This is a genomic window from Pseudomonas sp. HMSC066A08, assembly GCF_001813025.1.
GTDB classification, from domain to species: Bacteria; Pseudomonadota; Gammaproteobacteria; order Pseudomonadales; family Pseudomonadaceae; genus Pseudomonas; species Pseudomonas aeruginosa.
The window spans coordinates 14,679-35,152 of sequence record NZ_KV811293.1 but is presented as its reverse complement, the minus strand read 5'-3'; the positions used below and the strand labels follow the sequence as shown (position 1 = coordinate 35,152).

Below are 20,474 nucleotides of genomic sequence, written 5' to 3'. Positions count from 1 at the left end.
CGATGCAAGCGAAAGTACTGGTGGTGGGCAGCCTGAACATGGACCTGGTGGTGCGCGCGCCGCGTCTGCCACGGGGCGGCGAGACCCTCGCCGGGCAGTCCTTCATCACCATTCCCGGCGGCAAGGGAGCCAACCAGGCGGTCGCCGCGGCGCGTCTCGGCGCGGAGGTGGCGATGATCGGCTGCCTTGGCGACGATGCCTACGGCGACCAGCTGTACCGTGCGCTACAGGCCGAGGGCATCGACTGCCAGGGCGTCGAGCGGGTGGCCGGGGAGTCCAGTGGAGTGGCGCTGATCGTGGTCGACGACAGCAGCCAGAATGCCATCGTCATCGTCGCCGGCGGCAACGGCCACCTGTCGCCGGCCGTCCTGGCGCGCCACGAGCACTTGCTGGAGCAGGCGCAGGTGGTGGTCTGCCAACTGGAAAGCCCGCTGGAGACGGTTGGCCATGTGCTGCGCCGGGCCCATGCGCTGGGCAAGACGGTGATCCTCAACCCGGCTCCGGCCACCCGCGACGTGCCGGCGGAGTGGCTGCCGCTGGTGGACTACCTGGTCCCCAACGAGACCGAAAGCGAACTGCTCTGCCGCCTGCCGGTGGACTCCCCGGAGAGCGCCGGGCGTGCCGCCGAGCGCCTGCGCGAAATGGGCGCCGGCAGGGTGATCGTCACCCTCGGCGCACAGGGGGCGCTGTTGGTGGGCGAAGGACGGGTCGAGCATTTCCCGGTGGCGCGGGTCAAGGCGCTGGATACCACGGCGGCCGGGGACACCTTCGTCGGCGGCTTCGCCGCGGCCCTTGCGCGCGGCCTCGACGAGGCGGCGGCGATCCGCTTCGGCCAGGCCGCCGCGGCGATCTCGGTGACCCGCCTCGGCGCGCAGACCTCGATCCCCTCGCGCGGGGAAGTCGAGCGGGCGCTCGCTGGCGAGGCTTGAGAGGGACGCTGCCGTTGCTACCGGCGTTATCCGCCCTGCGCAGCTACGCGAGGATCGCTCCCAGGCTCGCGCATCCCTTTGAGGGGTAGGGCATGCCCAGGCTCGAACGGCGGCATGCCCCCTCAGAAGTAGTAGGGGAATTTCACGCCGAAGGTGAAGTCGGGCGCGTCCGGAGTGATGCCGATGGACAGGCTGGGCACGATGCTGAACCTGTTGCTCACCGCATAGGTCATGCCCAGGCCGAAGTAGCCGGCGTTGGCGTCGCTGCCGCTGACGGTCTGCCAGCTCTGGCCGTCCTGCTTGACCTTGCTCTTCTGGCTGATCAGCTCGGAGAAGGAGAACGACATGCTCATCTTCTCGTTCAGCGCGAAGGCCACGCCGACGCCGAGCTGGAACCAGTTGCCGAGCTTGACCTTGCCGCCGGTCTTCACGCCTTGCTGCGGGTTGATGTCGTCGAACGACTCTTCGAAGTTGTAGGTATACGACAGGCTGCCGAACAGCACCGCCGGGTCCACCGTCTTCACCAGCGAGATGCCCGGGGTGATCGACCAGACGCCGTTGCCGGTGGGCAGGTCGTCGGGCACGTTGAGGTTGTTGTTGCCCGGTACCTGCCTCAGCTTGATGCCGTAGGGATCCTTGCCGGTGGGCGCCTTGACCCGCAGGCTGACCACCGCGTCCGGGGTGCTCTCGCTTTCGTCGAGGAACTTGTAGGCGACGCCGAAACTGACGTCGCCCAGGCGCGGATCGCCGGTCACCGATTTCTCGGTGATCTGCGAGGTCGAGCCGCCGGCGCCGGCGGACTGGTAGGTCGATTCGCGATAGACCACCGGGGCGTTGATATCCACCTGCCAGCGCTGGTTCCAGTTGTAGCGGCCGGTCAGGTCGAGGGTCCAGATGTCGGCGTCGATCTGGTCCACGCCGATGTTGCCGAGGAAGATCGAGTCCAGCGCCAGGAAGCCGTTGAGGAACAACTGGCGGGTGTCGTAGTGGCTGTAGGTGAGGCCGGTCTCCAGGCTGAAGGTGCCGCCGCCGAAGAAGCCGCTGGCGTCCTGGTAGATGTTTTCCACGCTGGGCGCGGGCGCGCCGTCGTCCTTGAGGCTGGCACCGTAGGTGCCGGCGACCGCGTTGGCGTCGTTGCGCGCCTGCGCCGGCGGCTGGATCGACTTGACCAGGCGTTGCGGCTGCGGCGCCTGCGGTTGCGCCTCGACCTGGCGCACGCGCTGTTCGAGGACCATCAGGGCGTTCTGCTGGGCCTCGTAGCGTTGGCGCAGCTCCAGGAGTTCCTTCTTCAGCGCCTCGACCTCGGACTCCGTCGCGGCCTGCGCCAGGAACGGGGAAACCAGGGTGGTGGCGCAGAGGACAGCTTGCAGCGAGAGTGTCTGGGTCATGTTTGCCGTTCCGTTTTTATGGCCTTCCGATAGCACAGTGATTTCAGACTAGATCAACTTTCAGTAGCCGCTGGGGCGCAGCGCGCGCAATTGCTCCCAGGCGCAATTCAGCGCCGGATCGGCGCCCGGCCGGTCCTTGAGCATCACCTCGAGCGCCGCCAGGTTCTGCACCAGGTTGCGATTTCCGCTGAGCGCCACGCTCTGCACCAGGCCGCCGGCGCCGAGGCTTTGCAGGCTGGCGCCCTGGCCGCTGGCCTGGATCGCCAGTTGCAGGGCGCCGCCGTTCGGCGTGACCTTGACCGTGCCGGCTTCGCCGCTGAGGGCGAGCGCGCCCTCCAGCGGCGTGCCGCCCGGCAATGGCGGCGGCGCCTCGCCGTGGCGGACCTCGATGCTGACGCCATTGCTGGCGCTGTTGTGGTCGCCGGCGGTGCGGATGCTCTGGCTGACCCCCTGGGTCTGCGCCAGCCCGGCGCCGCCGAGGACCTGGCCGGTGCCGGCGGCGGGCGGCGGTGCGTCGCCTGGCCGATCGACCAGGGTGACGTTGAGGACCGGGCGCGCCAGGTTCTGCCGGACCTGCAGGTCGACGCGCGCGCCGAGGACCTGGCCGCTGGCGTTCTGCCAGGTGCTGCTCATGGTCACCCCGAAGCTGACGATCCGCCCCGGCAGCACATAGCGCCCGCGCAGCTGGGAAAGCTCCTGGTCGCTCAGTTCGGCGGGGGCGAAGAGGTCGCTGGCGGGGGCGGGCAGCGCGGCGCCCAGGCAGCAGGCGAGGAGGAACCAGTGGTGCGTGTGCATGGCGTACTCCCGAAGCGTCCAGCTCCTGCGATCAGAAGAAATCGCTCTGGATGAAGCCGAATTCCATCAGTTCGGCGTCCCTGACCGGTTTGAAGCGGTCCAGGCGATTGCGCGCGGTCAGCGGCTCGGGCGGCGTCAGCAGCGGATTGCCGCGGTCGTATCCCTGGCCGATCACGGCGAAGACGATGCCGTTCCAGCCCTTGGCGAACTCTGTCAGCGCGTAGCGTTTGTGTCCCAGCGCCGGGTCACCCACGTACACGTACTCGCCCTGGGTGCGTTGCAGGACGACGAAGTGCTTGTAGCCGCGGATTTCCATCAGCACGATGGCGGGAATCTTCAGCTGTTCCAGTTGCGCCGCCTCGATCCGGTAGCCGCGCGCGCGCATGCCCATGGATTCGACGTAGCGCTTCATGTCGAGCATGGAGAAGCCCTGGGTGCGGACGATCTCCGGGTCGGCGTGGGCGAGCATGCCCTGGATCACCGCCTGCTCGTCGAGCGGGGCGCCGTAGGCCTTCTCCAGGATGGTCGCGAGGGCCGCGGCGCCGCAGCTGAAATCGGTCTTCTGCTCGACCAGGTCGGCGAAGCGCCGCTCGCGGATGCTCTGCACCTGCTTGTAGACCAGGCCGCCGCCGGGCAGGGCGGGAAAGCCCAGGGTCGCCGCCTGGGCGGTGAGGTCGACGAGCAGCAGCAGGGAAAGGATGAGCGTGCGCATGGCCGGTTCCTGTGTCGGATGGAAAGGGTTCCGGCTGGCGCCGGAACCCCTGGGCCAGGATCAGAAGCCAAGGCTCTCGCCACCGGCCGGGCAACTGCTGCAACCGGCGGCGATGGACAGGGAGTTGCTCTGCTGGTTGCCGCCACCGGCGGCTATGTTCACCCCGACGTTGCCCGAGACGTTCTGCAACGAGTTGCTCAGGCTGGCGTTGTTGGTGACCGGGGTCTTGAAGCCGACGATCGCCGGGATGAAGCCGGACACCGTGCCTTTCAGGTCGACGTCGCCCTTTTCCTTGAAGGCGAACGCGCCGCCGTCGTGGTTCAGGTCCTTGGCGCCCTGGGCCTGGCTGTCCACGTCGATGTGGCCGGTATTGCTGCCGCCCGGATGGGTCTGGCCTTCCCAGGTGTCGAGGTAGACGTCGCCGATCTGGTCGGAGGTGCCCTTGTAGCTGCCGTCGGCGTTCAGCTTCAGCGACACGTAGGTGCCGCCATAGGCGTAGTTGGCGCTGTTGACGGTGGCGTTGCCGGTGGAGGTCTGCGACGCGGCGCTACCGGCAGTGCTGTACTGGCCGTTGGAGACGGCGGCGGCCAGGTCGTTCTTCTGCTGGTTGAAGTTGCCGGCGGCGACGTTCACGCCCAGGTTGCCCGAGACGTTGTTGGCCGAGTTGCTCAGCGATGCGGTGTTGGGGTTGGAGTAGTTGTTCAGCGTATTGCCGTAGCCGCTCTGCAGCACGCTGGTGCTGGCGGTCGCGGTGCCGAACACGAAGCTGGCGTCGGCGCTGGCCAGCGCGGCGGCGTTGGCCTGCTGGTTGTTGTCGCCGGCGGCGACGTTGACCCCGACGTTGCCCGAGGCATCCTTGATCGAGCCGCTCACCGAGGCATTGTTCACCGTGCCGAAGTTGCTGACCTTGTTGTTGTAGTTCAGCTGGGCGTCCATCACTACGGCGGAGGCGCCGCCTTTCTTGCTCGCCGGGATGTCCGGTTTCGGGTTGTGATGCGGGGGTTTCGGCGGATGCCAGCCGCCGTGGCCACCTTCGTTTCCGGCGTAGGCCGATACCGACAGCACTGCAGCCATTGCCAGGGCCAGCGGGGTCAGGACCATAGTCGCTTTCATGGCGTTTCTCCTTGCATTTCTGTGCTTAGTGTTGGGCTTGTGTTGGCTTGGCAGAGTCATTCCATGACCCTGACGCTGAGGGTGTTCATCGACTGATTGCCCACCCCAGCGCTCTGGTTCACCTGCACCACGCCGCTGCTCCCGGCGAAGGCGCGATCGTCCGTCGAGACGCTGCGTCCTCCCGGGACCGGAGTGGTCGAACCGGAGACTTTGCTCAGCGCCACGCTCTGCGCGAGAACGCTGTCATCCAGGCTTTCCGGGCCGTTGCCGAGGCTCAGCCGGAAGGCGTTGATCTGTTGGTTGCCGAGGCCGGCGCCCTGGTTGACGCCGAGGATGCCGCTGCCGCGCAGCGCCGTCCCCGAGATGCTGGCGCTGGCCGCGATCGGCGGGCTGGCGTCGAATTGCAGATGCTGCCGCTGGTCGCTGCCGGCGAGGGCCGCGGAGCCGACCGCGACGACACGAACGTTGCTCTGTTGCTGGGCGTCGCCGGCGGCCTGGTTGAGGGCGAAGTTGCCGCGGTAGGTGCCGCTGGCATCGATGCTGGCGCGATTGCGTGAGGCCAATGGGTCGGCCTGGAGCGACGCGATACAGGCGAAGGCGAGGAGGAGGGCGGACAGGCGCTTCATTGACCACCCCCGAGCATCTGCAATGGCGCCAGGCCCTGCTTGAGGCTGCCGTTGATTTGCCCGGCGAGGCCTGCGCCGGCGCCGCCTCCCGCGCGATGGGTCGCGCCGAGGTTGCCGACGGCCTGGACCGCCGCCGGGCTCGCCGGCTGCCTGGCGAAACCCGGCAGGGCGCCGCCGGGGAGAATCATGCTGCGAATCCCGGAACCGCTGGTCACGCTGGCGAAGTCGGCATCGCCCAGTTCGCGGCTCACGGTATTGCCGCTGGCCGCCCCGTTGGCGAGGGCGTTGACCTCGGCGGAGACGTTGGTGTCGACGACGGTGGGATGTGGGTCGGGCACCATGCTCGGACGGTAGGCGACCCGTGGCTGGACCTGGCGCTGGACGACGATCGTGCCGTCCGCCGCATGCGCGGGCGGGAGGTTCACCGGCACGGAGCCGACGATGACCAGCAGCGCTGGAACGACGATGCGTAGCGAACTCCCCGACATGATGGCGCTTCCTTCGTTGGCGCTGAGCCCTAATCAGCGTTGGCAGGGAGCGAGCATGGGGCGTGCCGGTTTTGCGTTTTCCTTGTCAATCAAGGGCTTGGGGGTGAGCGCCGGAGGAGTCTGGCGGACAGTGTTGCATCCGTGCAACAGCAGGCCCGCCGACCATGGGGGCAAGCCTGCCGGGGAAGCGCCCGGAGCTGTTTCAGCGCCGAGACAGCTTTCCGCGGTGCCGTCGCGAAACGCTCTGCGCCAAGGCCCGGACTGCGCTGGCGGTGTATCGCCGGCGTGACAGGGCCGACCCTTCAGTCGTCCCGGAGCAGTCCTTCCACCGCGACGAAAGCCTGGCGCCGGCGCTCGGCCCAGTCGCCGGCGATGGCGCGGTAGGGCTGTCGATGTCGCTCCAGCCAGGCATGGCATTCGCGATGGAATGCCTGGCGCTGCGCCAGTTCCGGCTGGCAGCGCTGGCCGTCGGCGCTCCAGGCTACGCCCTCCGGAGAGAGCAGCAGGTGCAGGTCGTAGCGCCGCCGCAGCAGGGCGGGTTCGAGCCAGTCCGGGCAGGCGCCGAAGAGAATCCGGCTCCAGAGGATGTTGCTCAGCAGGTGGGTATCGAGGATCAGCAGCGCCGGCCGTTCCGCGCGAGCGGCGTCCTCCCGGGCCAGTTGCCCGCGGGCGATGGCGGGGATGTCGGCGTAGCAGGTGTCGCGGCGCTGTTCGTCGATGAAGTGGCGGACGTACTCGCCGACCACCCGGCCGCCGAAGCGGGCCTGGAGCTGCTCGGCAAGCCAGCTCTTGCCGCTGGATTCGGGCCCGGTGAGTACCAGCACCTTCATGCGGCGACGCCCTCGCGCAATGCCGGGTCGCGGCGCCAGGTCCGCCAGCCGTGGATCGCCAGCAGGGTGAAGAGGGCGTAGAGGGCGGCGGTCAGGTACAGCGCCTTGCTGGCGAAGAGCGCCACGAACAGCACGTCCACGGCGATCCACAGGGCCCAGCATTCCAGGCGCTTCTGCGCCATCCAGCATTGCGCCACCAGGCTGAAGGCGGTCAGCCCGGCGTCCCACCAGGGACTGGCGGCATCGGTGTGGTTGGCCATCAGGTAACCGAGCGCGACGCTGCCGACCAGGCCCGCACCGAGCCCGTAGAGGCGCTGCGCGGCGTTCAGGCGGCTCACCGAGCGGCCGTCGTGGTCCTGCCCGCCGCGGGTCCACTGCCACCAGCCATAGAGCTGCAGCGCCGCGTAGACCATTTGCAGGAGCATGTCCGAATAAAGCTTCACCTCGAAGAATATCCAGGCATAGAGCGCCACCATCACCAGGCCGATAGGCCAGCACCAGGGGTTCTGGCGGACGGTCAGGTAGACGGCGATGGCGCCGAGCGAAGCGGCGAAGAGTTCAAGGGGTGACACGGAAGGCCCTCATGCGACGAGGACGCATTGTAGCGAATGTATCCGGCGCTTCGCGAAGGCCTGGGAAAAAGGGGGGGCGCGGACGGATTCGTTCGGACGCCGGCCGGCAAGAATTCCAAGATTCTTTGCCGGCCGCTCTGGTAGCATGCCCGCCGGTTTCGACTTCGGCAGTGGGGAACTGGTCGGGTTCTTCGGAGTCGTAAGGCCTTCAAAAAAGACGGCGAGTGTATCGCCGAGAACAACGAAAGCTCGTTCGGGACAGTAGTAGAAGGGGGAGAAACATGGAGTGGTGGACTGCTTTCCAGGCGTTCATCCTGGGCGTCGTGGAGGGGCTGACCGAGTTCCTGCCGATTTCCAGCACCGGGCACCAGATCATCGTCGCCGACCTCATCGGCTTCGGCGGCGAACGCGCCAAGGCGTTCAACATCATCATCCAGTTGGCGGCGATCCTCGCTGTCGTCTGGGAATTTCGGGGAAAGATCTTTCAAGTCGTCCGTGACCTGCCGAGCCAGCGCCAGGCCCAGCGTTTCACCGCCAACCTGCTGATCGCGTTCTTCCCGGCGGTGGTCCTCGGCGTCCTGTTCGCCGACCTGATCCACGAGTGGCTGTTCAACCCGATCACCGTCGCCCTGGCGCTGGTGGTGGGCGGGGTGGTCATGCTCTGGGCCGAGCGCCGGAAGCATGTGATCCGCGCCGAACACGTCGACGACATGACCTGGAAGGACGCCCTGAAGATCGGCTGTGCCCAGTGCCTGGCGATGATCCCCGGCACCTCGCGGTCCGGCGCGACCATCATCGGTGGCCTGCTGTTCGGCCTTTCGCGCAAGGCGGCCACCGAGTTCTCGTTCTTCCTGGCGATGCCGACCATGGTCGGCGCGGCGGTCTATTCCGGATACGAGTACCGCGACCTGTTCCGCCCCGAGGACCTGCCGGTGTTCGCCGTCGGCTTCGTCACTTCGTTCGTCTTCGCCATGGTGGCGGTGCGCGCCTTGCTGAAGTTCATCGGCAACCACAGCTACGCGGCTTTCGCCTGGTATCGGATCGCCTTCGGCCTGCTGATCCTGGCGACCTGGCAGTTCCACCTGATCGACTGGAGCACCGCCGGCGAGGTGTGAGGCCCGGGGAGCAGGCAAGAGGCGCGGCGCGAGCCGCGCCTTTTTTTCGCCTGGCCGCCGCGGGTGGCTAGAATGCAGCGCGAAACGGGTAGCGAGCGAGTGGATGTGGATATGGAAAAACCGGGCATGATCAGCCGCTGGTACGACGACAAGGGCTTCGGCTTCATCCTGCCGAAGACCGGCGGGGAAGAAGTCTTCCTGCATATCTCCGCGTTCCGCGGCGACCGCCGTCCCCGCCAGGGCGACCAGGTGTGGTTTCTCGCCAGCCAGGACGCCCAGGGCCGCCTGCGCGCCGAGAGGGCGCGGCTGGACGCGCTGACCATCGATCCGCCATCCGTCCGCCGTGGCGCCCAGGCGCCGGTGACGCGGGCCCAGGCGCGGCCGGCGCCGACTCCGCCGAGCGCGTTGCAGCGCCCGTCGGCGAAGCTGCTGGTCCTGCTGATCCTCTGCGTGCTGCCGGCCGCCGGCGCATGGCGGATGTACCTGGACGGACAGGCGCTCTGGCCGCTGCTGGCCTATCCGCTGGCCAGCCTGCTCGCATTCGCCCTCTACTGGCGGGACAAGCGCAGCGCCGCACGCGGCGACTGGCGTACCCCGGAGGTCCGCCTGCACCTGTTCGAGCTGCTCGGCGGCTGGCCTGGAGCGCTGGTCGCGCAGCAGGTATTCCGCCACAAGACCCGCAAGCTCTCGTTCCAACTGGTGTTCTGGGGCATCGTCCTGCTGCACCAGTCGTTCTGGCTCGACAGCCTGCTCGGCGGGCGCCTGTCCGCCGCGCTGCTGCAACGGATCGGCTGAACGGCGCGGCTCACTCGCCGGCGCGGCGGTAGGCCGGGCCGGTCTCGCCCGAGGGGCGTTGCAGGGCTTCCACGAGGAAGTCGATCAAGGCACGGATCGCCGGAATCTGGCTGCTGCGCGGCAGGTAGGCGGCCTGCATGGTGCTTTTCGGCAAGGTCCACTGCGGCAGGATGCGCACCAGGCTGCCATCGGCCAGTTCCCTGTCGCAGTAGCCTTCGGGCAGCAGGGTGACGCCGAGGCCGGCCACGGCGGCTTTCTTGCGCAGGACGAAGTCGTCGACGCCCAGGCGCGGTTCGCGTTCCAACTGGTAGCGGCTGCCATCCGGCCCGATCAGGGTCGCGTGGACCTTGCGGTCGTTGTGGATGGCGCCGAGGAAGGGCAGGTCCTCGAGGTCTTCCGGATGTTCCAGGCGACGCCCGGCGATCAGCGACGGGGCGGCGAGGATCTGCGTGGTGGCCGGAGCCAGGCGCCGGCAGACCAGCGCAGGGTCCTCGTCGCCGAGTTCGCGCACGCGCAGTGCCACGTCCACCCCCTCGTTGAGCAGGTCGACCCGGCGGTTGGTCAGGAGGATTTCCAGCTGGACCTGCGGGTGCCGTTCGAGAAACCGCGGCAACAGGTCGGCCAGGTTGCTCGAAGCCATGGCCACCGGTGCGGAAAGGCGCAGCCGGCCACGCGGCTCGACGCTCAGCTCGGCGATCACCTGGTCGGCCATCTCCGCTTCCAGCAGCAGGTTGCGACAGTGCTGCAGGTAGCGTTCGCCGACCTCCGTGAGCGCCAGCTTGCGCGTCGTGCGGTGCAGCAGGCGCACCTGTAGGCGCTCCTCCAGTTCGGCGATGCGCCGCGACAGGCGCGACTTGGGAATTCCCGTCTCGCGTCCGGCCGCAGCGAAGCCGCCGCATTCCACCACCTTGGCGAAGTAGTAGAGATCGTTGAGGTCGTGGGGCATGCATGCGCTCCGCTGGGGGAAAAACAGATTGTCCTATGTGTGGGACGAATAGTCATGTTTCTACCGACTAATCGTCGATTGGTCTTGCCGGTAGGATGCAAACCACTCGATCGCCACACCGCGATCCCCCCACTTTCAGGAGCGAGACATGAAACTTTTGCATATCGATTCCAGCATCCTCGGCGACGCCTCCGCTTCCCGACAACTGAGCGCCGAGCTGGTCCAGGCCTGGCGGCAGAACGAAGACGGGCTTGACGTCACCTACCGCGACCTGGCCGCCGACGCGGTGGCGCATTTCTCCGCCCTGACCCTGGCCGCCGGCAGCACCCCGGCGGAGCTGCGCGACGCCGCGCTGAAGCATGAAGTCGCGGTGGGTGAAGAAGTGCTGGAAGAGTTCCTCGCCGCCGATGTCGTGGTAATCGGCGCGCCGATGTACAACTTCACCATCTCCAGCCAGCTCAAGGCCTGGATCGACCGCATCGCGGTCGCCGGCAAGACCTTCCGCTACACCGAGAACGGCCCGGTTGGCCTGGCCGGCGACAAGAAGGTGGTGATCGTCTCCACCGCCGGTGGCGTGCATGCCGGCCAGCCGACCGGCGCGGCCCACGAAGGCTACCTGCGCACCGTGCTGGGCTTCTTCGGCATCACCGATATCGAAGTGGTTCGCGCCGAAGGCCTGGCCTATGGCGAGGAGCCTCGCGCCCAGGCCATCGCCGCCGCCCGCCGGCAGATCGCCGGGCAGTTCGCCGCGGCCTGATCCCTGCGTCATCGGAAAACCCCGCTTCGGCGGGGTTTTCGCGTTGTGCGCGGCGGCGCGCTGCGTGTAGATTGGCCGGACAATTACAAGCACAAGGAACCGGCCTGTGAGCGCGTGTTACTGCCGCAACTGCGGCGCCCGAGCGACCCGTCTCGTCGAGAACGGCATCTGCGAAGCCTGCAAGCGGCGCTCGGACATCAATCCGAAGAACGTCCTGATCGCCGCGGCCCTGATCGTCTACATCGGGGTGAACGTGGCTGCCTACATCAAGGACCACCCGCCCCGCGAGCTGACCGCCGAACAGCGCGAGAAGATCGCCGAGGGCCAGCGCCTGGCGACCCGCGCGGCGATGATGGCCGGCTACGTCGACTGAATCGCGCCCCCGAAGAGCTGCGGGCATGCCGGGGCGCGCTATCCGCCCTGCGGCCCGGATGCGGCGGGAGGAATGAAAAAGCCCCGCGGATGCGGGGCTTTTGCGTTGCGGGACGGGGACTCAGACGATCACGCCCTGGCTGCGCAGGTAGTCGTCGTAGCTGCCGCTGAAGTCGGTCACGCCGTTCTCGCCCAGCTCGATGATGCGGGTGGCCAGCGAGGAAACGAATTCGCGGTCGTGGCTGACGAAGATCAGCGTGCCCGGATAGTTGTCCAGCGCCAGGTTCAGCGCCTCGATGGACTCCATGTCCAGGTGGTTGGTCGGCTCGTCCATCACCAGCACGTTGGGGCGCTTGAGGATCAGCCGGCCGAACAGCATGCGGCCCTGCTCGCCGCCGGAGATCACTTTCACCGACTTCTTGATCTCGTCGTTGGAGAACAGCATGCGGCCGAGGGTGCCGCGCACCAGTTGTTCGCCGCCCTGGGTCCACTGGGCCATCCAGTCGAACAGGCTCATGTCGTCGGCGAAGTCGTCGGCATGGTCCTGGGCGAAATAGCCGACGTCGGCGCTGTCGGTCCATTTCACCTCGCCGCTGTCCACCGGCAGGTCGCCGACCAGGCAGCGCAACAGGGTGGTCTTGCCGATGCCGTTGGGGCCGATGATGGCGACGCGCTCGCCGGCCTCGACCTGCAGGCTCAGGCCCTTGAACAGTGGCTTGCCGTCATAGCCCTTGCTGATGTTTTCCACGGTCACCGCCTGGCGGTGCAGCTTCTTGTATTGCTCGAAGCGGATGAACGGGCTGACCCGGCTGGACGGCTTGACCTCTTCCAGCTGGATCTTGTCGATCTGCCGGGCGCGGCTGGTGGCCTGCTTGGCCTTGGAGGCGTTGGCCGAGAAGCGGCTGACGAAGGATTGCAGCTCGGCGATCTGCGCCTTCTTCTTGGCGTTGTCCGACAGCAGACGCTCGCGGGCCTGTTCGGCGGCGGTCATGTATTCGTCGTAGTTGCCCGGGAACAGGCGCAGCTCGCCGTAGTCCAGGTCGGCCATGTGGGTGCAGACGCTGTTCAGGAAGTGGCGATCGTGGGAAATGATGATCATGGTGCTGTTGCGCGCGGTGAGCACGCCTTCCAGCCAGCGGATGGTGTTGATGTCCAGGTGGTTGGTCGGTTCGTCGAGTAGCAGTACGTCCGGGTCCGAGAACAGCGCCTGGGCCAGCAGCACGCGCAGCTTCCAGCCGGGAGCGACGGCGCTCATCGGGCCGAAGTGCTGCTCCAGCGGGATGCCCAGGCCGAGCAGCAGTTCGCCGGCGCGGGACTCGGCGGTGTAGCCGTCGAACTCGGCGAACTGGACTTCCAGCTCGGCCACCGCCATGCCATCTTCCTCGCTCATTTCCGGCAGCGAGTAGATGCGGTCGCGTTCGGCCTTCACCGCCCAGAGTTCCTCGTGGCCCATGATCACCGTATCGATGACGCTGAAGTCCTCGTAGGCGAACTGGTCCTGGCGCAGCTTGCCCAGGCGCACGTTGGGTTCCAGCATGACCTGGCCGGCGCTCGGCTCCAGGTCGTTGCCGAGGATCTTCATGAAGGTCGACTTGCCGCAACCGTTGGCGCCGATCAGGCCGTAGCGGTTGCCGTTGCCGAACTTGACGGAAACGTTCTCGAACAGCGGCTTGGCGCCGAACTGCATGGTGATATTCGCGGTGGAGATCAACTTCTTTACCTATAGAGGACTTACGCACGCCTGGACCCTGGCGATACCGGTCTGCTACCGGTTCTCGGCTTTCCGCTGCGCTCCATCTGGAGCATGGGTCGATCCTGCGGGCATTCGTGGAGTGCCGCAGCCAGCGTCATGACGTGGCTGTAGCGCGATGAAGGCGGGGTGTGATGCCTGGCATTCGGCGAATTGTCTCACAGGTGCGCCTGCCGTTGCATGACAGCGTACGCCGAAGCGGTTTTTCCCGCTGCCCGGCAGGTGGTAGAGTCCCGTCTTCCGCTCATCCGCAAAGGACTCCCCGATGAAGCCCGCTGTTCTCCCCGCGTTGTTGGTTCTGTCGCTGCTGGGCGGTTGCGGGGATTCATCATCGGACGGAAAGGCTGCTTCCGGGCCGCTGGCGTTGCACTGCGGAGACTTCGGCAAACTCGAGGTGATCGACGGTTTCGCCAGTCTAAAGCTGCCCGACGGCAGCAGCGTGCAGTCGCTGGGCGGCGATGTCCGCAGCCTCGCCGATGGCCAGGCGCTGAGCGCGATTTCCTATAGCGACGGTTCGGTCCTGTACCGCCAGGCGGGCGACACGCCCGGCTACCTGTACACGCCGGCCAAGGGCCAGCGGCAGGCCTGCGAGACGCGCTGAACGATCCCGCCGGAGGGAATGCCCATGCCCAGTGCCGCCGATATCGTCCGTCATCACGACAGCGACCCGCTGGAAAATCCCTGGGTCGACGGCCAGCCGCCGCCGCCCGAGCGCATCGAGGTGCATGACTACGACCCTCGCTGGCCGGAACTCTACCGACAGCTGGCACGGCGCATCGGAGATGCGCTCGGCGGGCTCGCCCTGGAGATCGCGCATGTCGGCTCCACGGCGGTACCGGGCCTGGCGGCCAAGCCGGTGATCGACATCGACCTGACGGTAGCCGACCCGCGCCAGGAGCAGACCTATGTGCCAGCCCTGGAGCAGCTCGGCTACCGCCTGCGGATCCGCGAGCCGAGCTGGCACCAGCACCGCTGCCTGCAACTGGAGTCGCCACGGGTGAACCTGCACGTGTTCGGTCCGGATTGTCCCGAGACCATTCGTCACCGGCTGTTCCGCGACTGGCTGCGTGAAAATGCCGAGGACCGCGAGTCGTATGCCGCCGCCAAGCGCGCTTCGGCCGACGGCGAGCAGCGGGTGGCGGACTACAACCGGCGCAAGGAGCCGCTGATCCGCGCCATCTACGCGCGGGCTTTCGCGGCCGCCGGGTTGATCTGAGCCACGCAGGCGCAGGCCGGCTGTCGCATCGCTCGCCCAGCCGCTAGAATCGCGCTTCCCATTCACCGCAAGGCCCGCCAGCATGCCGCATCTCGTCATCGAAGCCACTGCCAACCTCCGCCTCGAAACGTCCCCCGGCGAACTGCTGGAGCAGGTCAATGCCGCGCTGTTCGCTTCCGGACAATTCGGCGAGGCGGACATCAAGTCGCGCTTCGTCACCCTGGAGGCCTACCGGCAGGGAACCGCGGCGGTCGAGCGCGCCTACCTGCACGCCTGCCTGGCGATCCTCGACGGACGCGACGCGACGACCCGTCAGGCGCTGGGCGAGGCACTCTGCGAGGTGCTCGCCGGCGCGGTGGCGGGGGGCGGCGAGGAGGGCGTGCAGGTCAGCGTCGAAGTGCGCGAGATGGAGCGCGCCAGCTACGCCAAGCGCGTCGTCGCCCGGCAGCGCTGAGAAACTGGCGCGCCTGGCTCAGATCCAGGCGTTCAGTGCCGCGCCGGCCTGCGTCGGGTCCTCTTGCCGTCCCGGCGCCTGGCCGTTCTGCATGGCGATCATCTCGCGCATGCGTTCGCCGATGCCTTTCTCCACCTGTTCGCGTTTCTCCGGCGGCATCGCGTCCAGTTCCTCCTCGGTCAGGCCGAGGCTCTTTAGGACCTGCTCGCGCATCCGCTCGGCAGGCGATTTCTGCATGTACTCCTTGAACTCGTCATAGGCCGACTTGCCTTCGCTGGCGGCGGCAGGGGCATTCGCCTGGTTCTGCTTCAGTGTCAGGTTCAGCTTCGCAAAACCCTCGTCCATGGCCTGGCGGGCGGACTCCGCGGCGGGATCGACGGCCTCGTTGCGCAATGGCGTGCCAAGGGCGGGGCGCGGCTTCAGCAGATCGCCGTTGCCGATCCCGGTGTCGGTTTGCCGCTGGTTGTTCAGGTAACGCGCAGACCAGCCGGAAAGGCTGGCGGGACCGATGCTGTTCATGACCTGCTTCCATGGAAATGAATGACCGCCGCTCCGTCGCAAGGGCCGTGCCAGGTCGCCCGGGCCCCGCGCCAGAGGGTTCGGCGCATGGCGCAGGGCAGGGCGGAGGCAAGCGCTTGCCGCTAACGGCAACGGCGTTCCGCGGTTAGAATGCCCGGCTTGTGCACCAGGTTGCGAAGAGAGCCATGACCGACACTCCCGACGATCGAACCGGAGATGCCTCCGGCCTGTCGAAGCGCCAGGCATTCCATCGGCAGCACCGGCAACGGGCGGAGGAAGAGGCGCGGCGCCTGCTCGACGCCCGCGCCGAACAGGGCGGCCGCTGGCTGGACTGGGTCGCGGGCCAACTCTACCTCCTGCGTCCGCCGGAATACGCGGCCATGGTGCGTCGCGAACTGCAGCGCTTGAGCGGCGACTGAAGCTGGCGAATTTGTCGGCGCGGATTGCAGTTTCGCCAGGAAACCCATGCCACTGGTAAGGTGGCGATCCCAGAAGATCAGAGGAGGCGGTATGCCTTTGAAGCAGTTTTCCAGTGCACTCGTTCTCGCGGCCCTGCTCGCCGGTTGCAGCAGCAACGGCGACGGCCCGTCCACCGAAGGCGCCAGCGCGCCCGCGGCCACCCCGGCAGCGGATGGCCGTTGCGATGCCAGCGCGGTGCAGGCCTATGTCGGCAAGCAGGCTTCCGCGGCCATCGTCGAGGAGGCCCGCCGCGCCGCCGGCGCGGAAGTCGCCCGGGCGCTGCGCCCGCACGATGCGGTGACCATGGATTACAACCCGCGCCGGCTGAACATCGATGTCGACGACACGCTGGTGATCAAGCGCCTGTCCTGCGGCTGACCGCCCAGCCCCGAATACGAAGAAGCCCCGCATCGCGGGGCTTTCTCTTGGCCGTTCGAAGAGGCCTCAGATGGCGGTACTGCGGAGGGCGGCGTTGGACTGGCTGACGGCGGTTTGCGGTTTTTCCTCGAGAATCGCCTGACGCTTGGCCTGGTATTCCTCGAACGACAGGCTGCGTCGAGCCAGGTCTTCCAGCGCCAGTTGGCGGACCTCGTCGTCGCCGTAGGGGCGCGAAGGGTTGTAGTCGCTGGCGCAGCCGAGCAGGGCGAGGGAGAGGAACAGTACGCTGATGAGTGTCTTGGCCATGACCGGCTCCTGGATTCGGTTTCCCGGGGAATGGTCGAAAGGCTAACAACGGCGCCGCGGCGCTAGAAATCATCCCGCTCGATAGTGCTTATTCGCCTGGCCGAACGCGGGAAGAACTCCTGCTTCCGAGGTTATTCCCGGCGTAGGAAGAGGCAGGGGGCGGCAGCGGGAGGGGTTGAAGAGCGGAAGCTGGAGCGTGCGCCACCTCTGCCGCGAGCCGGCATAATGGCGCGCTCGCGTGCCGTGTGCCGGCGTAGGAGAGACATTCGATGAGAGGGCGCAGGGCGAACGATGCCGGCGGTGTCATCCGCCGTTCTGCGCCTCCGCCCCGGTGGGGGCGCAGGCGCGGCGCCGGGGGAGGATCAGGCCGCGACTTCCGCAGGCTTGCCCAGCAGGCGGTCGACCAGGCTGCAGGCGGCGAGGGTGGCGACCGAGGGGATCAACCAGGCCAGGCCCTGTTCGGCCAGCGGCAGGTGCAGCAGCCATTGCGGGAAGTCCTGGCCCAGGCCTGCCGCCTTCAGGGCATCGAGCACGCCGAACGCCAGGGAGACCAGCATCACCGGGGCGAGGATGCGCGTCGCCGAATGCCAGAGGCCGATGCAGAAGCTCAGCGCCACCAGCACGATGCACGGCGGATAGATCGCGGTGAGCACCGGAATCGAGACCTGGATCAGCTTGGTCAGGCCGAGGTTGGAAACGATGAAGGAGAACCCTGCCAGGATGATCACCAGGCTGCGGTAGGACAGCGGCAGGCGCTGGCAGAAGTACTCGGCGCAGGCGCAGGTCAGGCCGACCGCGGTGACCAGGCAGGCCAGCGCGATAAGTCCCGCCAGGAACGAACTGCCGAGGCTGCCGAAGGTATGTTGCACGTAGGCGTGCAGGACCGCCGCGCCGTTGCTGGCGTCGGCGGCGATGGCATGGCTGCCGGCGCCGAGCCGGAACAGGCTGACGTAGACCAGCACCAGGCCGACACCGGCGATCAGCCCGGCGACGATGGCGTAGCGGGTGATCAGCCGCGGCGACTGCACGCCGCGGGAACGGATGGCGTTGACGATGACGATGCCGAAGACCAGTGCGGCGAGGGTGTCCATGGTCAGGTAGCCGTTGACGAAACCCTGGGAGAACGCGGCCTGGGTGTACTCCGGCTGGGCCGTGCCGATCGGGCCGGCGGGCCAGAGGAAGGCGGCGGCGCCGAGGATCGCCAGGGCGAGGATCTTCAGCGGGGCGAGGAAGCGTCCGACGGTGTCCAGCAGGCGACCGGGGTAGAGGGAGATGGCCAGGGCGAGGAGGAAGTACGCCAGGCTGTAGACGAACAGCGCCGTGCCGCTCTCGCCGAGCAGCGGCACCACGCCGACCTCGAAGGACACCGTGGCGGTGCGCGGAATGGCGAACAGCGGGCCGACCGCCAGGTAGCAGACCGCCGCCAGCAGGCCGCCGGCATACCTGCCGATCGGATGGCTGAGGGCGTCGACCGAACCGCCGACCTTGGCCAGGGCGATCACGGTGATCACCGGCAGCCCCACCGCGGTGATCAGGAAGCCCAGTGCCGCCAGCCACACATGGGGGCCGGACTGCAAGCCGACGATGGGCGGGAAGATGATGTTGCCGGCCCCGACGAACAGGGCAAAGGTCATAAAACCAAGCGCCAGGATGTCCCGGCCTTTCAAAGCGTTCATGCTGGAGAGGTACCGCGCTGCTCGAGGAAATTCACAGAAGGGTTTCCCGGGGGGTAGGGGAAACGGCACTCATCTGGATGGGACGAGCAGGGGAGGCGGCCGCCGTCCTTGTGGGAGCCGGGCCGGAAACTTGGCATGCTAACGAAAATGCCGGGGTCGCGGGATAGACATTGGTCTGGCTGTCCTTTTGTTGAAAAACGACGTCGCAATCAGAACAGTCCGTAGGTGTCGGCGCCGGAGCGCTCCGCGTTCCTTGCCGCTTGCTGTCTTCCGCTCGCATCGGCGGCGCCATGCGGGAGGATGCCGGCGAACCCGGAGAACGCCCGGCAAGCTTCCCGCGAACTTTTTGCAATCCGGCTGAAAGCCCCGGAATACAAGGGCTGCGGCGCTTCCGGAGGGTTACGTTTTCTGTAGGTATTCTTCACGAAAGATTGACGGATCGCCGAGCAGACTGCCGCCGTCGTCGAGTGCTGCCAGGGGCAACGCTGCGCACGGCAACCCGGAAGTCAGTGAAGATCCATGCCCATGTCGAAAGCCCGCGCCGTCCGTCCCGAACTGCTGACTCTGCTGGTCAGCCTCGCCTTCCTGCTGTTCTACAACCTGCCGCTGTGGCAGCGCCTGCTGGCGATCACCCCGGCGGGCTGGCAGGGCCTCGGCATGATGCTGGCGGTCGGCCTGATGATCGCCGCGATCTTCAACCTGGCTCTGACCCTGCTGGCGTTCCGCTGGCTGCTCAAGCCGGCGCTGACCCTGCTGATCCTGGCGGCCGCCGGCACCACCTACTTCATGACCCAGTACGGCGTGCTGATGGACGTCGGGATGCTGCGCAACGTCATGCAGACCAACCCGGCCGAGGTCGCCGACCTGCTTTCGCCGAAGCTCGCCGTCTACCTGGCGTTGCTTGGCGCGCTGCCGGTCTGGCTGCTGTGGCGCACGCCGGTGCGCTACCGGCCGTGGCCACGCGAGCTGCTGAGCAAGCTGCTGGTAGCGCTCGCCTGCCTGGCCCTGCTCGCCGGGGTGGCGCTGGCCAATTACCAGGGGCTGTCCTCGCTGTTCCGCAACAACAAGGAACTGCGCCTGCAGGTCACTCCGAGCAATCTGGTCGGCGCCGCCATCGGCTACGCCAAGGGCCAGGCCCAGGCCGCCAGCCAGCCGCTCCGGCCGATCGCCATCGATGCCCGGCGCGCCGCCCTGTGGCAGGGCCATGCGCGCAAGTCGCTGACCGTGCTGGTGGTGGGTGAGAGCGCGCGGGCGCAGAACTTCGGCCTCAACGGCTACGCTCGCGAGACCAACCCACGGCTGAAGGCCGAGGAGGGCCTGATCAACTTCTCCAACGTGCACTCCTGCGGTACCGAGACCGCGGTGTCGGTGCCCTGCATGTTCTCCAACCTGGGCCGCGCGGACTACAGCGACGCTCGCGCGCGCACCCAGGAAGGCCTTCTCGATGTGTTGCAGCGCGCAGGCCTGCGGGTCCTGTGGCGGGACAACCAGTCCGGCTGCAAGGGCACCTGCGACCGCGTCGCCTTCCAGGACCTGAGCGAGAGCAAGGATCCGGCCCTGTGCGCCGGCGGCGAGTGCCATGACGAGATCCTCCTGCGCGACTTGCAGGCCTTCATCGACGGGCTGCAACAGGACACCGTGCTGGTCCTGCACCAGATGGGCAGCCACGGCCCGGCCTACTTCAAGCGCTATCCCAGGGAGTACGAGAAGTTCACCCCGGTCTGCGCCAGCAACGACTTCAGCGCCTGCTCGCGGGACAGCATCATCAACGGCTACGACAACACCCTGCTGTACACCGACCACGTGCTGGCCAGCCTGATCGACCTGCTGCGCAAGAACGAAGAGCGCATCGATACCGGCATGCTCTACCTCTCCGACCATGGCGAGTCGCTCGGCGAGTACAACCTTTACCTGCATGGCACGCCTTACCTGCTGGCGCCGGACCAGCAGAAGCACGTCGGCATGCTGGCCTGGTTCTCGCCCGGCTACCAGAGCGCCTTCGGCCTCGACAGTGGCTGCCTGCGCCAGCGCAGCGACGAGGAGTTGTCCCAGGACAACCTGTTCCACTCGATGCTCGGCTTGCTGGAGGTGCGCACCGGCGCCTACGATCCCGGCCTCGACCTGTTCGCCCCGTGCCGTGCGCCGGAGGTTCTCCAGGCGCTCAAGGCGGACGGCGGACGGGCGCTGTACTCCGAGGAAGCGTCTGGCCAGGAGCCGCCGGCTTCCTGATACGACCCGGCGAAAGGACTATTTCCTTCGCCTCGCGGAAGGGTAAGGT

General features: G+C 67.3%; 24 protein-coding genes. 11 read left to right on the top strand and 13 right to left on the bottom strand.

The window, feature by feature from the left end:
- Positions 1 to 2: 2 nt before the first annotated feature.
- Complete coding sequence (rbsK, locus tag HMPREF2886_RS11735; protein WP_070747387.1) at positions 3 to 929, top strand: ribokinase; 927 nt, start codon at positions 3 to 5, stop codon at positions 927 to 929.
- Between the two features lie 122 nt (positions 930 to 1,051).
- Here rbsK and HMPREF2886_RS11730 read toward each other — a convergent pair whose 3' ends face one another.
- The 8 genes from HMPREF2886_RS11730 to pnuC form a co-directional block, all read right to left on the bottom strand.
- Entirely contained in the window at positions 1,052 to 2,317 is a 1,266-nt protein-coding gene (locus tag HMPREF2886_RS11730) for a transporter (RefSeq protein WP_033970233.1), read from the bottom strand.
- A gap of 60 nt (positions 2,318 to 2,377) precedes the next feature.
- Positions 2,378 to 3,112, bottom strand: coding sequence for a hypothetical protein (locus tag HMPREF2886_RS11725; protein WP_033978664.1), 735 nt, complete (start codon positions 3,110 to 3,112; stop codon positions 2,378 to 2,380).
- 31 nt (positions 3,113 to 3,143) lie between these two features.
- Positions 3,144 to 3,824: a C39 family peptidase gene (locus HMPREF2886_RS11720; RefSeq protein WP_003117395.1), complete on the bottom strand. Its 681-nt coding sequence runs from the start codon at positions 3,822 to 3,824 to the stop codon at positions 3,144 to 3,146.
- A 60-nt stretch (positions 3,825 to 3,884) separates the two neighbouring features.
- The gene (locus HMPREF2886_RS11715) at positions 3,885 to 4,937 is read right to left on the bottom strand and encodes a hypothetical protein (RefSeq protein WP_033970229.1); all 1,053 of its coding nucleotides are present in this window, start codon (positions 4,935 to 4,937) and stop codon (positions 3,885 to 3,887) included.
- A 56-nt stretch (positions 4,938 to 4,993) separates the two neighbouring features.
- Positions 4,994 to 5,563, bottom strand: a complete 570-nt coding sequence (locus HMPREF2886_RS11710; protein WP_033978662.1) for a hypothetical protein — start codon at positions 5,561 to 5,563, stop codon at positions 4,994 to 4,996.
- Positions 5,560 to 6,051 carry a hypothetical protein gene (locus HMPREF2886_RS11705; RefSeq protein ID WP_033978661.1) on the bottom strand — a complete coding sequence of 164 codons (492 nt, stop codon included), beginning with the start codon at positions 6,049 to 6,051 and terminating at the stop codon, positions 5,560 to 5,562. Before HMPREF2886_RS11705 ends, HMPREF2886_RS11710 begins: the two co-directional genes overlap by 4 nt.
- Before the next feature lie 302 nt (positions 6,052 to 6,353).
- Positions 6,354 to 6,881 carry an AAA family ATPase gene (locus HMPREF2886_RS11700; RefSeq protein ID WP_033978660.1) on the bottom strand — a complete coding sequence of 176 codons (528 nt, stop codon included), beginning with the start codon at positions 6,879 to 6,881 and terminating at the stop codon, positions 6,354 to 6,356.
- Entirely contained in the window at positions 6,878 to 7,453 is a 576-nt protein-coding gene (pnuC, locus tag HMPREF2886_RS11695; protein ID WP_003088324.1) for a nicotinamide riboside transporter PnuC, read from the bottom strand. The genes HMPREF2886_RS11700 and pnuC overlap by 4 nt, the downstream gene beginning before the upstream one ends.
- A gap of 281 nt (positions 7,454 to 7,734) precedes the next feature.
- On the opposite strand from pnuC, the gene HMPREF2886_RS11690 reads away from it, so the two are divergent.
- Together HMPREF2886_RS11690 and HMPREF2886_RS11685 are read left to right on the top strand one after the other, a co-directional pair.
- Positions 7,735 to 8,568 carry an undecaprenyl-diphosphate phosphatase gene (locus HMPREF2886_RS11690; RefSeq protein ID WP_024917331.1) on the top strand — a complete coding sequence of 278 codons (834 nt, stop codon included), beginning with the start codon at positions 7,735 to 7,737 and terminating at the stop codon, positions 8,566 to 8,568.
- Positions 8,569 to 8,640: 72 nt separating this feature from the next.
- Entirely contained in the window at positions 8,641 to 9,363 is a 723-nt protein-coding gene (locus HMPREF2886_RS11685; RefSeq protein ID WP_070747386.1) for a DUF1294 domain-containing protein, read from the top strand.
- A 10-nt stretch (positions 9,364 to 9,373) separates the two neighbouring features.
- Here HMPREF2886_RS11685 and HMPREF2886_RS11680 read toward each other — a convergent pair whose 3' ends face one another.
- Positions 9,374 to 10,309 (bottom strand): LysR substrate-binding domain-containing protein, encoded by a 936-nt coding sequence (locus HMPREF2886_RS11680; protein WP_070747384.1) that lies wholly within the window; start codon positions 10,307 to 10,309, stop codon positions 9,374 to 9,376.
- Positions 10,310 to 10,457: 148 nt separating this feature from the next.
- On the opposite strand from HMPREF2886_RS11680, the gene azoR2 reads away from it, so the two are divergent.
- Together azoR2 and HMPREF2886_RS11670 are read left to right on the top strand one after the other, a co-directional pair.
- The gene (gene azoR2 / locus HMPREF2886_RS11675; RefSeq protein ID WP_003088332.1) at positions 10,458 to 11,066 is read left to right on the top strand and encodes an FMN-dependent NADH-azoreductase AzoR2; all 609 of its coding nucleotides are present in this window, start codon (positions 10,458 to 10,460) and stop codon (positions 11,064 to 11,066) included.
- A gap of 106 nt (positions 11,067 to 11,172) precedes the next feature.
- Complete coding sequence (locus HMPREF2886_RS11670) at positions 11,173 to 11,439, top strand: hypothetical protein (protein WP_003088334.1); 267 nt, start codon at positions 11,173 to 11,175, stop codon at positions 11,437 to 11,439.
- A 120-nt stretch (positions 11,440 to 11,559) separates the two neighbouring features.
- Here HMPREF2886_RS11670 and HMPREF2886_RS11665 read toward each other — a convergent pair whose 3' ends face one another.
- On the bottom strand, positions 11,560 to 13,149 hold the full coding sequence (locus tag HMPREF2886_RS11665) for an ABC-F family ATPase (RefSeq protein WP_033978657.1): 1,590 nt from the start codon (positions 13,147 to 13,149) through the stop codon (positions 11,560 to 11,562).
- A gap of 304 nt (positions 13,150 to 13,453) precedes the next feature.
- Here HMPREF2886_RS11665 and HMPREF2886_RS11660 point away from each other — a divergent pair, with 304 nt between their 5' ends.
- The 3 genes from HMPREF2886_RS11660 to HMPREF2886_RS11650 all read left to right on the top strand — a co-directional run bounded on the left by HMPREF2886_RS11660 (position 13,454) and on the right by HMPREF2886_RS11650 (position 14,858).
- Complete coding sequence (locus HMPREF2886_RS11660; RefSeq protein ID WP_003119150.1) at positions 13,454 to 13,789, top strand: hypothetical protein; 336 nt, start codon at positions 13,454 to 13,456, stop codon at positions 13,787 to 13,789.
- 24 nt (positions 13,790 to 13,813) lie between these two features.
- On the top strand, positions 13,814 to 14,404 hold the full coding sequence (locus HMPREF2886_RS11655) for a GrpB family protein (RefSeq protein WP_033973849.1): 591 nt from the start codon (positions 13,814 to 13,816) through the stop codon (positions 14,402 to 14,404).
- Between the two features lie 82 nt (positions 14,405 to 14,486).
- The gene (locus tag HMPREF2886_RS11650) at positions 14,487 to 14,858 is read left to right on the top strand and encodes a 5-carboxymethyl-2-hydroxymuconate Delta-isomerase (protein WP_042170440.1); all 372 of its coding nucleotides are present in this window, start codon (positions 14,487 to 14,489) and stop codon (positions 14,856 to 14,858) included.
- Between the two features lie 18 nt (positions 14,859 to 14,876).
- Here the strand turns inward: HMPREF2886_RS11650 and HMPREF2886_RS11645 are convergent, their stop codons facing one another.
- Positions 14,877 to 15,377 carry a hypothetical protein gene (locus HMPREF2886_RS11645; protein ID WP_057388136.1) on the bottom strand — a complete coding sequence of 167 codons (501 nt, stop codon included), beginning with the start codon at positions 15,375 to 15,377 and terminating at the stop codon, positions 14,877 to 14,879.
- A gap of 185 nt (positions 15,378 to 15,562) precedes the next feature.
- Between HMPREF2886_RS11645 and HMPREF2886_RS11640 the strand changes: the two genes are divergently transcribed.
- Together HMPREF2886_RS11640 and HMPREF2886_RS11635 are read left to right on the top strand one after the other, a co-directional pair.
- On the top strand, positions 15,563 to 15,796 hold the full coding sequence (locus tag HMPREF2886_RS11640) for a hypothetical protein (protein ID WP_003111311.1): 234 nt from the start codon (positions 15,563 to 15,565) through the stop codon (positions 15,794 to 15,796).
- A gap of 91 nt (positions 15,797 to 15,887) precedes the next feature.
- Positions 15,888 to 16,214 carry an I78 family peptidase inhibitor gene (locus tag HMPREF2886_RS11635; protein ID WP_033973853.1) on the top strand — a complete coding sequence of 109 codons (327 nt, stop codon included), beginning with the start codon at positions 15,888 to 15,890 and terminating at the stop codon, positions 16,212 to 16,214.
- 66 nt (positions 16,215 to 16,280) lie between these two features.
- On the opposite strand, the gene HMPREF2886_RS11630 is transcribed toward HMPREF2886_RS11635, so the two are convergent.
- Together HMPREF2886_RS11630 and brnQ are read right to left on the bottom strand one after the other, a co-directional pair.
- A complete protein-coding gene (locus HMPREF2886_RS11630) occupies positions 16,281 to 16,520 on the bottom strand; it encodes a hypothetical protein (protein WP_033973854.1) in 240 nt (79 codons plus the stop codon).
- A 362-nt stretch (positions 16,521 to 16,882) separates the two neighbouring features.
- On the bottom strand, positions 16,883 to 18,196 hold the full coding sequence (gene brnQ / locus HMPREF2886_RS11625) for a branched-chain amino acid transport system II carrier protein (protein ID WP_033978653.1): 1,314 nt from the start codon (positions 18,194 to 18,196) through the stop codon (positions 16,883 to 16,885).
- A 525-nt stretch (positions 18,197 to 18,721) separates the two neighbouring features.
- Between brnQ and HMPREF2886_RS11620 the strand changes: the two genes are divergently transcribed.
- Positions 18,722 to 20,425: a phosphoethanolamine transferase gene (locus HMPREF2886_RS11620; protein ID WP_033973856.1), complete on the top strand. Its 1,704-nt coding sequence runs from the start codon at positions 18,722 to 18,724 to the stop codon at positions 20,423 to 20,425.
- Positions 20,426 to 20,474 lie beyond the last annotated feature (49 nt).